This window comes from Eggerthella guodeyinii (assembly GCF_009834925.2).
Lineage (GTDB): Bacteria > Actinomycetota > Coriobacteriia > Coriobacteriales > Eggerthellaceae > Eggerthella > Eggerthella guodeyinii.
The window spans coordinates 2953298-2967562 of sequence record NZ_CP063310.1; the positions used below are offsets into that span (position 1 = coordinate 2953298).

Genomic DNA, 14265 nt, shown 5'->3' on the forward strand with positions numbered 1-14265 from the left:
TCCTACGGATGGAGGTGAAAACAAGCTTCCGTATTCTACCGCGTTTCTCGACCGGCGACAGGCAAACGCGCGCAATCTGCGCAAGCGCGCGGACCGCTACGCGAGCGCCTCGGCCAGCTCGCCGGCGGGCGCATCCGGACGCCGGTCGGCGCCCAGCGCATCGCCCCACATGGACAGCTCCGCGCCGTGCTCCACGAGGTTCGAGCACTCGTTGCCGGCGCGCTCCAGGCACAGCAGCAGCTGGTTGTACACCGCCTTGTTCTCGGGCGCGCACAGCTGGCTGCCCACGCGGCGGAAGTGGGCCTTGCGCGCCCGGCTCTGCCGCTTGATGATCTGGCGGCGGCGCTCGTCGAGCACCCGTTCGGACGCGGCGTCCTGGTCGCTCAGGAACCGCAGCACCGCGTCGTACATGTCCGACACCATCGCGGCGCTCTCGGCCAGCTCCTCGCGCGCCTCGTCCGAGAACGGCTTCTTGGACGAGAGGCGCTCACCGTACAGCGCGGCCGTCTCGCCGCAGCGCGATCCGATGCGTCCCACCGCGTCCACGATGAACATGAGGTCGGATATCTCCGCGGCCTGCCGCTCGGACGTCGCGCCCGCGCTCAGCAGCTCCACCGCGTAGTTCGCCAGCTCCCCCTCGGCGGCCTCCACCTGCGCGCAATCGGCCTGGAGCGCCTTGAGCGCGGCGGCGTCCCGGTTCGCGATCGCCCCGGGCAGGGCGCCCAGCATGGCGCGCACCTTGCCGCAGTACGCCTGCAGCTCCTCGCCGAACATCCTGATGGCGAACACCGGCTGGCCGAGGATCTTGTCGTCGAGGGTGACGAGGGCGGCGTGCGCCTCCCCGTCGGCCTTGCCCGGCACGAGGAACGTCACGATCCTCACCATCACTCCGATGAGCGGCAGCCACAGCAGGGTGCACACGACGTTGAACGTGGTGTGCGCGTTCGCGATCTGGCGCGCGATGACGTCGAGGTCGGGGCCGGGCGTGAGGAACTGCACGAACTGCGCGATGAGGGGCACGAACCAGATGAACACGAACGCGCCCGTGATGTTGAACACGCTGTGCGCCACGGCCGTGCGCTTCGCGTCGCGCGATTGCCCGATGCAGGCCAACAGCGCCGTGATGGTGGTGCCGATGTTGTCGCCCAGCAGGATGGGGATGGCGCCCTGGAGGCCCAGCACGCTGGTCACGCCGTCGGGGCCGGGCTGCGAGGCGAAGCTCTGCAGCACCGCGATGGTGGCGCTCGAGCTTTGCACGACGAGCGTCATCACGGTGCCCACCACCACGCCGAGCGCGGGGATGCCCTTCACCTGGTCGATGAGCCCCAGGAACACGTCGCTTTGCGCGAGCGGCTTCATGACCGCACCCATCGTGTCGATCCCCACGAACAGCAGGCCGAACGCGAACACGGTCTGGCCGACGTTCTTGATGCGCTCGTCCTTCGCCACGAACCACACGATGAAGCCGGCGAACACGATGAGCCAGATGTAGTCGCTGATCTTGAACGCCATGAGCTGCGCGGTCATCGTGGTGCCGATGTTCGCGCCGAAGATGACGGCGATGGCCTGGCGCAGCGTCATGAGGCGCGCGCTGACGAAGCCGATGGCCATGACCGTGGTGGCGCTCGAGCTTTGCAGCACGGCGGTGGCCACCGCGCCGGCCAGCACGCCCAGCACGGGATTCGAGGTGAGCAGGGACAGGATGGACTTCATCTTGGCGCCGGCGGCCTTCTGCAGGCCCTCGGACATCATGTTCATGCCGAACAGGAACACGGCCAGTCCGCCAGCCAGGCCGAACACGGTTTCCATCGGAGCGTTCACGCGGGACTCCCCTTCGCATCGTCGGTTGCAAGCGCTCAAGCACGTGAACCGAAAGGATACCGGGGAGTCGGTAAGACCCTGGTCAAGGGAAGGTAAAGTTCGGGTAAAGTTTTTACAAAAGGGGCGCGTCCGACGGTTTTCAGGCCGTCGGACGCGCTCGATTCTTTACACGATCTTCTTGCCGAAGACGGCGGCGATCTCGCGCAGCTTGGCGACGAGCACCTCGAACTGGGCGGGCGTCAGCTGCTGCGGGCCGTCGGACAGGGCCACGGGCGGGTTGGGGTGCACCTCGATCATGATGGAGTCGGCGCCGGCCGCCACGGCGGCGTAGGCGAGCGCCGGCACGAGGTCGCGCTGGCCGGCGGGGTGCGACACGTCGATGCACACGGGGCACAGCGACTGCTTGTGGATCACCGGGATGGCGGCGATATCCAGCGTGAAGCGCGTGGCCGTCTCGAACGTGCGGATGCCGCGCTCGCACAGCACCACGTTGTCGTTGCCCTCGGCGGTGAGGTAGTCGGTGGCGGCCAGCCACTCGGCGATGGTGCCCGCGAAGCCGCGCTTGTACAGCACCATCTTGTGCGACTCGGCGGTGACCTGGCCGATCTTCTTCAGCAGGCTGAAGTTTTGGAAGTTGCGCGCGCCTACCTGCAGGCCGTCCACGTAGGAGTGGACCAGCTCGCAGTGCGCCGAGTCCATGACTTCGGTGAGCGTCTTGAGGCCGTACTTCTGACCCGCGTCGCGCATGATCTTGAGGGCTTCCTCGCCCAGGCCCTGGAACGAGTGCGGATTCGTGCGGGGCTTGAACGCGCCGCCGCGAATCCACTGCAACCCGAGGCCCGCGACGCATTCCGCCACTTCGTCGAACTGCTCGACCGACTCGACGGAACAGGGGCCGGCGAAGATGGTGATCTCGTCGGTGCGGGTTCCCAAGTCGGGGATGGGGGCAATCTTCGCTTCGCTCATACGGACGGGGTCTCCTTCATGATCTTGAGAATGGCCGAGTAGATCTCGCGCAGGTTCTCGTTGTACAGGGGACCCTCGTTGTAGCTGCTCACCTTCGCGAAGATCTCCTCTTCGCGCTTGGCGTCGTACAGCCCTAGATGGGCTCCGGGCTTGAGACCGCGGATGACCAGCGAGTGGCCGGCGCGCTTGTTGAGCAGCGCGACGATCTGCTGATCGATCTCGTCGATCTTGGCACGATGTTCTTGGATCTCCGCCAGGGAGCTGTTCTCTTCAGACATCGGCTTTTCCTCTCATGACTCTCAAATGCGGTAACGCTCGACCCGCGTCGCGGGCATCACGTGTGCCTGACATCATAGCAAAAGCGACGCGCTCCAACGACGCGCCGCCCGAATTTGCGAGGAAGTTCATGGGATATCGCGGGGACGAGAGTCCTCCGAGGCCCGAGACGCCCCACCCCGAACGCACGCGGCGCACCCGAAGGCGCGCCGCGAACCGTGCGATGCTCCGTGCAAGCGCGCCTTACGGCAGCATGCCCATGCTCTCGAAGACGAAGTAGCCCAGGACGAGCACGCCCACGACGATGCGGTACCAGCCGAACGCCGTGAAGTCGTTCTTCTTGATGTAGCCCATGAGGAACTTGATGGCCACCACCGACATGGCGAACGCCGTGACGATGCCCACCACGAGCACGAGCACCTCGGTGGACGTCATCGCGATGCCGGCCGCGAAGAACTTGAGGCACTTCACGAGGCCCCAGCCGAACATGATGGGGATGGCCAGGAAGAACGTGAACTCGGCCGCCGCGGTGCGCGAGCAGCCGGCCAGCATGCCGCCGATGATGGTGGCGCCGGAGCGGCTCGTGCCGGGAATGATGGCCAGCACCTGGAAGCAGCCGATCTTGAGCGCGGTCTTCCAGTCGATCTCGTCCACGTCGGTGATCTTGAACAGCGACGCCTCGGCCTCGTCGGCCGCGTCGCCGTACGCCACGCGCGCATGGCGGCCGCGCGGCGCCTCGAGGGCGGCCTCGGCCTCGCGCAGGCGGCGGCGGTTGCGGCGCTCGAGCACGATGAACACCACGCCGTACAGGATGAGCATGGCCGCCACGGTCACCTTGTTGTAGAAGTACTCGTTGACCAGGTCGTCGAACGCCAGGCCGATGATGGCGGCCGGGATGCAGCCGATGGCCACCATGCCCCACAGACGCCACGTGCTCTTCTTCTCGACGGCGTCCTTCTTCGGCGAGAACGGGTTGAGCTTGTGGAAGTACAGGATGAGCACGGCCATGATGGCGCCCAGCTGGATGACCACGAGGAACAGGGCGAGGAACTCGTCGGACACCTGCAGTTTCACGAACTCGTCCACGAGGATCATGTGGCCGGTCGAGGAGATGGGCAGCCATTCGGTGATGCCTTCCACGATGCCGATGAGGAAGGCCTTCAATGCTTCGATGATCATGCGTGCGTATCCTTGGTTGAGTCGATGCGGTTATCGTTTGCGCTGATGATGGTCTTGCAGCATGGCGATGGCCAGCAGCGCCACCGACAGGCACAGCCCCATGAGGACGAACTGGGGAAGCTCTTGCCCGAGCGCGATGGTGGCAAGGGAGACGAGCGCCACCACGAGCGCCGCCATCTTGCAGAGATAGGAGATGCGGTCGTTGAACGAGGCGTGCATCTGCTGGCGCTCTTCGTCCGACGGCGGCTCCCGACGCGGGCGCTTCGCCGCGGGCGCATCGTCGACCGCCGGGGCGGGCGCGGGCGCGTCCAGCTCCAGGTCGTCAAGCGCCTCTATGTCGTTTCGCGCGTTCTCCATGCCGCGAATTGTACACGAGGATGAGCGAGGAGCGAAGAGAAACCACAGGGGCAACATCGCGAGGAGACCGAGATCGCTACGGCTCGCATCTTCCGCAGGGAGCGTACCCGCGCGCTTCGGCTTCTTCGCGCGTGCCGTCGAAGCCTTCCCGGTTGGCCGCCTTCATGTCGTCGACCGAAGGGCAATCGGGCCGATGGAAGCGCTTGGTGTTGACGTTGAGGATGTAGGCGTGCTGCGACGCGTCGAATCGGTCCGGAGGCGCGAGCGTTCCGTCCAGCCGGCTCTCCCCCGTCGCGTAGTCGATCTCGATGCCGGGCTGCGCGTTGTAGACGAAGACGTTCAAGCTGACGCCCGCCCCGTCGTCCTCCATCGATTCCGCCTCCAGATGGACGCCGCGCGCAACCAGATCGTCCCCCTCGAACACGGGGGTCGCGCGATACAAAACGCGATTGCCCGTCCGATCGACGTAATCCGCAACCCGCTTCTCGAACGGCGCCATGCCCTGGGCGTTCATGAACCGCGTTCCCGTGACGAGGTTGCGCTCGTTGGCGTTCTCGCCGACCAACCGGTACGCGATGAGGTGGCAGCGATTGAAGAGGTACGCCCCGTCGACGATGTCGTACCTGACGAGGTGCCAGCCGGACGGCTTCACGCCGCCGATGCTCCCGCGCTCTTCCGTCGGCATCGTTTCGGGACCGACGACCGCGAACGCCGTCCCGCAACGCCCGAGCCCGTCGAGCGGCGCATACGCCTCGAACGCCGCAAGCTGATGCTCGGCCTCGGAGAAGGAAGGCTCGTTGCCGTCGATCTCGACGAACGGATCGCCCGAGAACGCGGGGATGGCGTCCAGCGCGACGGCGTGCTCGGGAGGCGCTATCGGCGCCGGCGTCTCGCGCTCGCATGCGGGCAGCAACGCGCCGCACGCCAGCAGCAACCCGACAAGCAGCAGCCTCGCAAGACCTCGCACCATCGCCACCCCCTTCAACCATAGGTTCAGTATACGGCATGCGCCCCCGAGCCGCACGGAAGGGACTTCCGTCTACGACTTTGCTCGCCCGTGGTCGCAAAAGGTCGCAGGAACGCGCCCGCAAGCCCTCCGAAGCCGCAGACATTGCGACCCTGGACGGATTCAAAGCCCCCTGCGATTTCCGTATCGTTTGAAGCGGGCACGCAGCGGAGTTTCACCTTGTCGGCCCCGCCGCGCCAGGAGCTTCATCAACCGAGGTTCGTCAAGGGGAAGTGGGTGCTGCCATGACAGAGGGAAAGAAACGCATCTTCTACGGGTACTACATGCTGGGAAGCTGCCTCGTGATGCTGATCGTGGGGACCGGCATCGTGAACAACTGCGCAGGCCAGTTCATCACGCCGGTATGCGACGACCTGGGCTTGCCGCGCAGCAGCATGACGCTGTACCTCTCGTTCCAGAACGCGGCGCTCATGATCCTCGTGCCGTTTTTGGGCATCATCTACAAGAAGATCAAGCCGAAGCTGTTCACTATCTGCGGCGCCATCGTGATGATCGCCGCATTCGCAACGCTGTCGCAGTGCCGCGAGGCATGGCAGTTCTGGATTTGCGGCTTCGTGATCGGCGCCGGGCTGGCCGCCGTGAGCACTTCGACGGTGTCCATGCTCATGAACAACTGGTTCATCAAGAACAAGGGCCTCGTCATCGGCATCGCCATGGCCGGCTCGGGTTTCGGCAGCATGATCTTCAATCCCGTCGGCCAACAGCTCATCGCCACCTACGGCTATCAGACCGCCTACCTCATGCTTGCTGCCATCATCTTCGTGGTGTTCATCCCCGTGATGATCGTCTACCGCTTCAAGCCCGAGGATATGGGGCTCAAGCCGCTCGGGTACGTCGAGACGGAAACCTCCGACGGCGCCGCACCGGGCGAGGTCAAGCGCGAGGGCGTGTCGTACAAGGAGGCCATTCGCTCGCCGAAGTTCTACCTGCTCGCGTTCATCGTGCTGTGCTTGAGCGGCTGCGGCATGGGCACGTTCACGCACCTGCAGGCGTATTTCACCGGCGCGGGGCTCGACGCCGTGTTCGCCGCGTCCATCCTGGGCATCACGAGCGCCTTCCTCATGGTGGGCAAGGTGATCTGGGGCAAGGTGCGCGACACGTTCGGCCCGCGCCCGACGCTCATCATCGCGTTGAGCTTCTTCGTGCTGTCCTACGTGCTCGTGCTGCTCGTGCCGCTCAACACCGCGCTGTGCTACGTGTTCGCCGTCGTGTTCGGCCTGGCCTATGCCACGCCCACGGTGTTCTCGCCGCTGCTGACCATCGCGTCGTTCGGCGAGCGGGAGTTCAGCTCTATCTACGGATCGGTCCAGATCTTCTTCTACCTGGGACCCATCATCGGCAATCCGCTGTCGGGGGCCATCTTCGACGGCACGGGCTCCTACACCGGCGCCTGGATACTCTACGGCATCGCCATCTTCATCTGCCTGATCGTGGGCTCCATCATGCTCTCGAACAAGCGCAAGGACCAGCCCGCCGCGTAAGCACCGAGGGCCGCAAGGCCGCGTGCGCTCAAGGAGGTGAGGCGCTCGTGAAGCACCGGAAGGGGCCGTAAGCCCGAGATCAGCTCGCTCATCATCGACCCCGCCCCGAGGCGGCGGGACCACCACCATCGACCAAAGGAGGGATCATGACGCAACAGAAAGGGAAGCTGTTCTACGGCTATGCGATCATGGTTTCGTGCATCATCATGCTCATCGTGGGCACGGGCATCATCGTCAACACGGTGAACCAGTTCGTGCTGCCCATCACCGAGCAGACGGGCATGTCTCGCGCGGCGTTCACGCTGTACACGTCGTTCCAGAACATCGCCCTCATGCTCACCGTGCCGTTCTTGAGCAAGATCTACGCGAAGATCAAGCCGAAGACCATGACCATCATCGGCTTCCTGATCATGTGCGCGGCGTACTGTCTGCTGTCCCAGTGCACCCAAGCCTGGCAGTTCTACGTATGCGGCGTGTTCATCGGCTTCGGCTTGGCGTTCGTGTCGACCACGACGGTCGGCGTCCTCATCAACAACTGGTTCATCAAGAACAAGGGCACCGTCATGGGCATCGCGATGGCCGGCTCGGGCTTCGGCAGCATGATATTCAACCCCGTGGCGCAGCAGCTCATCGGCAACATGGGCTACCAGACCGCCTACCTGTGCCTCGGCGCCATCATGTTCGTATGCTTCATCCCGGCGCTCGCCCTCTACGTCTTCAAGCCCGAGGACAAGGGCCTCGTGCCCCTCGGCTACGAGGAGAAGCAGGCCGAGCAGGCCGCTCAGGCCGCAGCCGACGGCGGCTCTGGTGAGAAAAAGGAGGTCGTGCGCGAGGGCTACACCTACAAGGAGGCCATCCGCTCGCCCAAGTTCTACATCCTCGCCTTCGTCATCATCTGCCTCTCCGGCATGTCCATGGGCACGTTCCAGCAGCTCTCGGCCTATCTCGTGGGCACGGGCTACGAGAAGGTGTTCGCCGCCTCCGTGGTGTCCGCCGTCAGCCTGTTCCTCATGTTCGGTAAGTTCATCTGGGGATTTTTGCGCGACCGCATCGGCATGAAGGCGACGTTCGTCATCGCGCTCAGCATCTTCGTCGTCCAGTACATCCTGCTTTTGTTCGTGGGAACCAACCCGGCGCTGTGCTACGTGCACGCGGTGCTGTTCGGCCTGTCGTTCGCCACGCCCACCATGTTCGCCGCCCTGCTGGTGAACGCGGCGTTCGGCGAGAAGGAATACACGCGCATCTACAGCACCATGCAGTTCTTCTTCTACTTCGGCCCCATCATCTGCAACCCGCTCACCGGCGCGATCTTCGACATGACGGGCGCGTACACGATGGCGTTCATCATCTACGCCGTCTGCATCTTCATCTGCCTGCTCATCGGCTTGGTGCTGCTGCGGGGCAAGGGCAAGAAGGCGGCTGCGTAACCGAGGCAAGCGGGGCCGCGAGCCCCTGACCGTGCACGGCAAGGCAAGCAGAAAGGAAGGAATATGACCACCGCAGAGAAAACCCGAAAGCTCACCGAGATATTGGAGGAGAAAGGCCAGGGCCTCAACTTCCGCTACGGCGGCGACGGTTCGATCAACCGCGACGAGATCGTCGAGCGCGAGGACCTGGGCTACAGCGCGTCCGACCGCGCCAAGGCCCTCTTGGACGACTACTACCAGGCGCTGGCCTCCACCACCACCGAGTGGCAGTACAACTTCACCCGCAAGTGGGAGGAGCTCGAAGGCGACCTGACCGTTCTGCGCCGCGCCAAGGCCCAGGCCTACGCGTTCGCGCACCTCGAGCCCGCCATCTACCCCGGCGAGCTCATCGTGGGCGCCAAGACCAACTACCTGCGCGGCTCGTTCGGCAATCCCTGGCTCATCCAGTCGTTCTTCGTGGCGAAGAGCTCGGAGCTCTACGAGAAGTACAAATCCGACAGCAACGCCCGCAACGACATCGACAAGCTGGCCCAGATCGGCGCCGGCGGCGGCAACGTGACGAAGGACCTGCCCGGCGCCATCTCGCTGGCCGGCAAGTTCGGCCTGCGCGCCGAGGAAGTGCCCGCCCTCAACAAGATCACCGACTACTGGGCCGGCAAGACGCTCGAAGAGGTCGGCGAGCGCATCAGCTCCACCGTGCCCGGCTTCGACGTGAAGAACAACCTGCTGCGCACGGCCACGTCGCGCGCCGATTCCGCCTACACCATTCCCGTCGGCCGCACGGTGGTGTCCTACTACTACCCGCTCGAGTACGGCTTCGACGGCATGATCGACATCTGCGACCAGAAGTACCTCGAGGTGGCCGGCCAGGCCGACGGCGACGGCTACGGCGGCATCGACCGCATGTACTTCTACCAGGCCGTCAGCATCGTCATCAAGGGCATCCAGGCCTGGATCGGCAACTACATCAAGGAGCTCGACCGGCGCATCCCCCTCACCGACGATCCGAAGCAGCAGGCCGAGTACGAGGGCACGCGCGAGGTCCTCGCCTGGATCCAGCACGAGCCGCCGCGCACGTTCCGCGAAGCCGTGCAGATCTGCTGGTTCACGCAGCTCGCGCTCGTGAACGAGGAAGTGGCCTCCGGCATGTCGCCCGGGCGCCTCGGCCAGGTGCTCTACCCGTGGTACGACCAGGACATCAAGAACGGGCGCACCACCGACGAGGAGGTCATGGAGATCCTCGAGCTCATGCGCGTGAAATTCACGGCCATCGACCTGTTCGTGTCCACCGCGTCGTCGAGCGTCCTCATGGGCAACACGTTCAGCAACGTGGCCCTGGGCGGCCTCACCCGCGACGGACGCCCGGCCAACAACAAGCTGGACTGGATGTTCCTCGAGGCCGCCGAGCGCGTCCCCACCACCCAGCCCACGCTGAGCGTGCTGTGGGACGAGAAGCTCCCCGAGGACTTCCTGCTCAAGGCCGCCGAGGTCGTGAAGCTGGGCAACGGCTTCCCCGCCTACATGAACTGCCGCGTGGCGCAGGAGTTCGTGCTCGACCAGTGCGCCCACGAGGGCATGACCGTCGACCAGGCGCGCGCCTTCGCCATCGGCGGCTGCCTGGAGACCAACGCCGGCACGTGGAAGACCGTGCACGTGGGAGGCGAGGAGTACGAGATCCCCAGCGGCGCGAGCGGCGCCACCGTCAACGGCGTGCACTTCATCTCCAACCCGTCGGTCGTGAACCTCGTGCTGTTCAACGGCATGGACAAGCGCACCGGCATCCAGCTGCTGCCCCCGCACAACCGCGCCCTCGAGACCTACGAGGAGTTCTGGGAGCAGTACCAGGCCTACTACGAGTTCATCGTGGGCATCCAGCTGAAGTTCGGCAACATCCAACATGACCTGCATCGCAAGTACCTGCCCACCCTGTTCGGCTCGGCTACGACGCCCGGATGCCTGGACAAGGGCCACGACATCGAGCACCGGGGCGCCCTGTACAACTCCACGTTCTTCGGCGTGGAATCCACCGGCACGGTGAACATGGTGAACTCGCTCGCCGCGCTCAAGAAGCTCGTCTACGAGGAGGGAACCTACTCCCTCGACGAGATGCGCGACGCCATCGAGAACAACTTCGGCTTCTACACGGCCTCCGAGATCGGCAGCTACTCGATGTCCGAGCAGGTGCAGAAGCCCGAAGGCGGCGAGTACGACCAGATCCTGAGCGATTGCCTGGCCGCGCCCAAGTTCGGCGTGGGCGACCCGTACGCCGACGGCATCCTGCAGGAGTACGAGAAGTGGTTCTGCAAGTTCCCGCGCGCGCTGCGCTCCTTCATGGACGAGCCGCTCTACCCCTGCCAGATCTCGGTTTCCACCCACGGCGTGTTCGGCAACAACGAGGTGGCCACGCCCGACGGGCGCCTCGCCGGCGTGACGTTCGCCGACGCCTCGATGTCGGCGGCGCCCGGCACCGACCGCAAGGGCCCGTACGCCCTGTTCGAGTCGGCATGCTGCTGGGACCAGAGCCAGTCGCAGAACTCGCAGATGAACATGAAGATCCACCCGACGGCCATCAAGAGCGACGTCGGCACGAAGCACCTCGCCGATCTCGTGCGCGCCTACATGGTGAGCGGCGGATTCCACATCCAGTTCAACGTCGTGGACAGCAAGATGCTCCAGAAGGCCAAGAAGGAACCCGAGAACTACCGCGACCTCATGGTTCGCGTGGCCGGGTTCACCCAGTACTGGGTCGAGATCAGCAAGCCCATCCAGGACGAGATCATCGCCCGCACCGAGTACGAAGGAGTGTAGATAACCATGACACAGCATATCGATTGTTGGAACTACCAGGCGATCGACGTCGTGAAGGGCGTCTGCCTCAAGCACGGCGGCATGGTGGAGTGGGCCGGCGAGACGTGCCCGGCCTACGTGCGCAAGCCGAAGTGCGAGACGTGCAAGAACTTCAACGCGCCGGATGAGGACAACATCGGCACATGCACCGGCCTGTCCGACGAGTCCCACTGGACGCTGGGCAGCAGGTCGGCGACCACGTGCGAGAGCTACCAAGAGTAGGCATCCATCGAGCCCGGGCGGGTGGCGGCGCGTCGTCCGCCCGGGCGGTTCCCAAGGAGGCAGGCATGGACAAGGCGCTCATCTTCGACATCCAGGGGTTCTCGGTGCACGACGGGCCGGGCGCGAGGACGCTTATCTTTTTCGCAGGATGCCCCCTGCGCTGCGCATGGTGCTCCAACCCCGAAGGGCTCGAGCTCAAGCAGAAGGTGATGTTCGTATCCAAGCGGTGCAAGCGCTCGAAGTACGCTTGCACGCGCTGCATCGACGCCTGTCCCCGCGGGGCCGTGAAACCGACCGGCGCCGGGGAGGGGGCGCCGGTCGCGTTCGACCACGACACATGCGCCGCGTGCGACACGTTCGAATGCGTGGCCAGCTGCTACGCCGAGGCCGTCAAGCTGTCGGGCACGTGGATGGGGCAGGACGAGGTGAGGGACGTGATCCTGCGCGACCGCAAATACTGGTCCGACGGCGGGGGCGTGACGCTCTCCGGAGGGGAGGCGCTCATGCAGCACGAGTTCGTTCGCGAGCTGGCGCGGTGGTGCAAGGAGCAGAAGATCCACATCGCCATTGAGACGACGGCCTTCGCCGAGCGCTCGGTGTTCCTGGACGCGATGCAGCACATCGACTTCGCCTTCATCGACGTCAAGCACATGGATTCGGAGAGGCATCTCGAGAAGACGGGCGTGCGCAACGAGCTGATCCTCGGCAACATAGCCGCGCTCGCGCAGTCCGACTGGCAGGGTCGCTTGATCCTCAGGATGCCGGTGATCAGGGAATACAACGACACCGACGAGAACATCCTGGCGTTGGCGGCGTTCATGGAGGGCCTCGGGCTGTTCGAGGCGAACATCCTGCCGTTCCACCGGCTGGGGGATTCCAAGTACACGCAGCTGGGGAAAACCTACGAGTACTCCGAGGAGAAGCCCACGCCCGAAACGAAACTCGAGCACATCCAGGAGCTGTTCTTGGACCGGGGCATCGCCTGCTACGTGGCCGAGGAGGTGCTGTACTGATGGACACGATGAAGGATCTGTTCGCCGAGCTGGACGCCATCGTGGGCGAGGGAAGCGGCTCGAGGAAGGCGGAGGTCATGGGCCGGGCCCTCGAGAAGATCGAAGCCGAGCACGGACGGGATAGCCTGGAGTACGCCGCGGCGCTGAACGAGCTGGGGTCGTGCCTGCGCGCCGCCGGCGATTACGGGCAGGCGGCGGAGCGGTTCGCCCAGGCGGTCGAGGCGGTCGAGCGGACCGCGGGTCCCGAGAGCCCCGAGTGCGCCATGGCGACGATGAACTACGCAGGCGCCTTGCGGGTGACGGGAAGGCTCGCCGAGGCCTTGGAGCTGTTCGGTCGCGCGGAGGAGGTGTTCGCCGGCACGCTCGGCGAGACCTCGATGGAGTACCTGACCGCCGTGAACAACGAGGCGCTCTGCCACCAGGACGCGGGCGACTACGAACAGGCCATCGACCGACACCTGCAGGTGAGCATGGCCCTCGAACGCCTGGAGGAGCCGTCGGTCGCCTACGCCACGTCGCTGTACAACACGGGTTTCTGCTTCAAACAGCTCGGCGAGGAGGAGTTGGGAGACGAGTTGATCCGCAAGTCCATCGAAGCGTACCGACTGCTCCTCCCCGACGACCACGAGCTGCTCGAGCACGCGCGGGCCGCCGTGGCGCAAGGCGAGCCCGAACGGCCATGAACGGCCGCGAGCTGAGCGAAGCCTTCTTCGCCGCGAAGGGGCTGCCCGCCTTGGAGGCCTGCCACCCGGAGGTGCTGCCCTATCTGGCAGCAGGCCTCGTCGGGGAAGGATCGGAGTGCTTCGGCATGGACGACGCGCAGTCGCGCGACCACGACTGGGGAGCCGGTTTCTGCATCTGGCTCCCCGCCGACGTCTACCGCGAGCACGCCGCTCCCCTCGCCCGCACGCTGCGCGGCCTGAGGCCGGATCCCGGCGTGCCCTCGCGGTTCGCGTATCTGGCGAGCTCGAACGACGGCCGGGTGGGCGCGTTCTCCATCGAGGGCTTCTTCCAGCGCTTCACCGGCGTCTACCACCCGCCCCGCACGCTGCAGGAGTGGTGGGCCATCCCCGACGCGAACCTGGCCACCGTCACGAACGGCACGGTGTTCTGCGACAACCTGGGGCGGTTCAGCGCCTGGAGGGAGACGCTTGCGGGCGGGTATCCGCGCGATATCAAACTGAAGAAGCTGGCGTACTGCTGCTACCTGGCCCTGCAGGCGGGACAGTACAACTACCCGCGCATGATGCGCCGCGGCTACCGCAGCGCGGCGCTGTTGGCGCTGACGACGTTCATGACCGCCGCGCTGCGCATGACGTACTACCTCAACGACGCGTACCCGCCGTTCTACAAGTGGCTGCACCCGCTAACTGTGGGCCTGCCCGTGCTCGGGGAGGCGTCGTGCCAGTACGCCGACGCGCTGTCAGGCCCCGATTCCGTCGACGACGCCCGATGGCCGCGCAGCGCCGTGGTGATCAATCGCTGGTGCGGGCAGCTTGCCGAAGCCCTGTGCGATTGCGGGCTGGCCGCCTCGTCGGACGACGACCTGTACGCCGTCGCCGTCGAGCTGCACCGCGGCATCGAAACCGACTGGCTGCGCGCGATCCCGCTCGAAGCGCCTTGCTGAAACAATCGACCGAACCGGAGGA

General features: G+C 65.2%; 13 protein-coding genes. 7 read left to right on the plus strand and 6 right to left on the minus strand.

What is annotated here, in order from left to right; translation table 11 throughout:
• Positions 1 to 96 precede the first annotated feature (96 nt).
• The 6 genes from GS424_RS12530 to GS424_RS12555 all read right to left on the minus strand — a co-directional run bounded on the left by GS424_RS12530 (position 97) and on the right by GS424_RS12555 (position 5569).
• Entirely contained in the window at positions 97 to 1821 is a 1725-nt protein-coding gene (locus GS424_RS12530) for a Na/Pi cotransporter family protein (protein ID WP_160942720.1), read from the minus strand.
• A 165-nt stretch (positions 1822 to 1986) separates the two neighbouring features.
• Entirely contained in the window at positions 1987 to 2787 is an 801-nt protein-coding gene (gene aroF / locus GS424_RS12535) for a 3-deoxy-7-phosphoheptulonate synthase (RefSeq protein WP_052106177.1), read from the minus strand.
• Entirely contained in the window at positions 2784 to 3065 is a 282-nt protein-coding gene (locus GS424_RS12540) for a chorismate mutase (RefSeq protein WP_035586161.1), read from the minus strand. The genes aroF and GS424_RS12540 overlap by 4 nt, the downstream gene beginning before the upstream one ends.
• 241 nt (positions 3066 to 3306) lie before the next feature.
• Positions 3307 to 4242 carry an undecaprenyl-diphosphate phosphatase gene (locus GS424_RS12545; protein WP_154333765.1) on the minus strand — a complete coding sequence of 312 codons (936 nt, stop codon included), beginning with the start codon at positions 4240 to 4242 and terminating at the stop codon, positions 3307 to 3309.
• 30 nt (positions 4243 to 4272) lie between these two features.
• Positions 4273 to 4599 carry a hypothetical protein gene (locus GS424_RS12550; protein ID WP_035586164.1) on the minus strand — a complete coding sequence of 109 codons (327 nt, stop codon included), beginning with the start codon at positions 4597 to 4599 and terminating at the stop codon, positions 4273 to 4275.
• Between the two features lie 76 nt (positions 4600 to 4675).
• Positions 4676 to 5569, minus strand: coding sequence for a DNA/RNA non-specific endonuclease (locus GS424_RS12555; protein ID WP_160942719.1), 894 nt, complete (start codon positions 5567 to 5569; stop codon positions 4676 to 4678).
• 281 nt (positions 5570 to 5850) lie between these two features.
• Between GS424_RS12555 and GS424_RS12560 the strand changes: the two genes are divergently transcribed.
• The 7 genes from GS424_RS12560 to GS424_RS12590 all read left to right on the plus strand — a co-directional run bounded on the left by GS424_RS12560 (position 5851) and on the right by GS424_RS12590 (position 14243).
• Positions 5851 to 7107 carry an MFS transporter gene (locus GS424_RS12560; protein WP_160942718.1) on the plus strand — a complete coding sequence of 419 codons (1257 nt, stop codon included), beginning with the start codon at positions 5851 to 5853 and terminating at the stop codon, positions 7105 to 7107.
• Positions 7108 to 7253: 146 nt separating this feature from the next.
• The gene (locus tag GS424_RS12565; RefSeq protein ID WP_160942717.1) at positions 7254 to 8534 is read left to right on the plus strand and encodes an MFS transporter; all 1281 of its coding nucleotides are present in this window, start codon (positions 7254 to 7256) and stop codon (positions 8532 to 8534) included.
• Positions 8535 to 8597: 63 nt separating this feature from the next.
• Positions 8598 to 11342 (plus strand): 4-hydroxyphenylacetate decarboxylase large subunit, encoded by a 2745-nt coding sequence (gene hpdB / locus GS424_RS12570; RefSeq protein ID WP_160942716.1) that lies wholly within the window; start codon positions 8598 to 8600, stop codon positions 11340 to 11342.
• Between the two features lie 6 nt (positions 11343 to 11348).
• Positions 11349 to 11603, plus strand: coding sequence for a 4-hydroxyphenylacetate decarboxylase small subunit (hpdC, locus tag GS424_RS12575; protein ID WP_154333760.1), 255 nt, complete (start codon positions 11349 to 11351; stop codon positions 11601 to 11603).
• Positions 11604 to 11668: 65 nt separating this feature from the next.
• Complete coding sequence (gene hpdA, locus GS424_RS12580) at positions 11669 to 12616, plus strand: 4-hydroxyphenylacetate decarboxylase activase (RefSeq protein WP_160942715.1); 948 nt, start codon at positions 11669 to 11671, stop codon at positions 12614 to 12616.
• Positions 12616 to 13299: a tetratricopeptide repeat protein gene (locus GS424_RS12585; RefSeq protein WP_160942714.1), complete on the plus strand. Its 684-nt coding sequence runs from the start codon at positions 12616 to 12618 to the stop codon at positions 13297 to 13299. The genes hpdA and GS424_RS12585 overlap by 1 nt, the downstream gene beginning before the upstream one ends.
• Positions 13296 to 14243: a DUF4037 domain-containing protein gene (locus tag GS424_RS12590; RefSeq protein WP_160942713.1), complete on the plus strand. Its 948-nt coding sequence runs from the start codon at positions 13296 to 13298 to the stop codon at positions 14241 to 14243. Before GS424_RS12585 ends, GS424_RS12590 begins: the two co-directional genes overlap by 4 nt.
• The last annotated feature ends 22 nt before the right edge of the window (positions 14244 to 14265 follow it).

Coding starts and splice junctions, on each gene's coding strand:
- GS424_RS12545 (WP_154333765.1), bottom strand. CDS start 4,242: ATGATCATCGAAGCATTGAAGGCCTTCCTCATCGGCATCGTGGAAGGC.
- GS424_RS12555 (WP_160942719.1), bottom strand. CDS start 5,569: ATGGTGCGAGGTCTTGCGAGGCTGCTGCTTGTCGGGTTGCTGCTGGCG.
- hpdC (WP_154333760.1), top strand. CDS start 11,349: ATGACACAGCATATCGATTGTTGGAACTACCAGGCGATCGACGTCGTG.
- GS424_RS12560 (WP_160942718.1), top strand. CDS start 5,851: ATGACAGAGGGAAAGAAACGCATCTTCTACGGGTACTACATGCTGGGA.
- GS424_RS12565 (WP_160942717.1), top strand. CDS start 7,254: ATGACGCAACAGAAAGGGAAGCTGTTCTACGGCTATGCGATCATGGTT.
- GS424_RS12590 (WP_160942713.1), top strand. CDS start 13,296: ATGAACGGCCGCGAGCTGAGCGAAGCCTTCTTCGCCGCGAAGGGGCTG.
- GS424_RS12550 (WP_035586164.1), bottom strand. CDS start 4,599: ATGGAGAACGCGCGAAACGACATAGAGGCGCTTGACGACCTGGAGCTG.
- aroF (WP_052106177.1), bottom strand. CDS start 2,787: ATGAGCGAAGCGAAGATTGCCCCCATCCCCGACTTGGGAACCCGCACC.
- GS424_RS12585 (WP_160942714.1), top strand. CDS start 12,616: ATGGACACGATGAAGGATCTGTTCGCCGAGCTGGACGCCATCGTGGGC.
- hpdA (WP_160942715.1), top strand. CDS start 11,669: ATGGACAAGGCGCTCATCTTCGACATCCAGGGGTTCTCGGTGCACGAC.
- hpdB (WP_160942716.1), top strand. CDS start 8,598: ATGACCACCGCAGAGAAAACCCGAAAGCTCACCGAGATATTGGAGGAG.
- GS424_RS12540 (WP_035586161.1), bottom strand. CDS start 3,065: ATGTCTGAAGAGAACAGCTCCCTGGCGGAGATCCAAGAACATCGTGCC.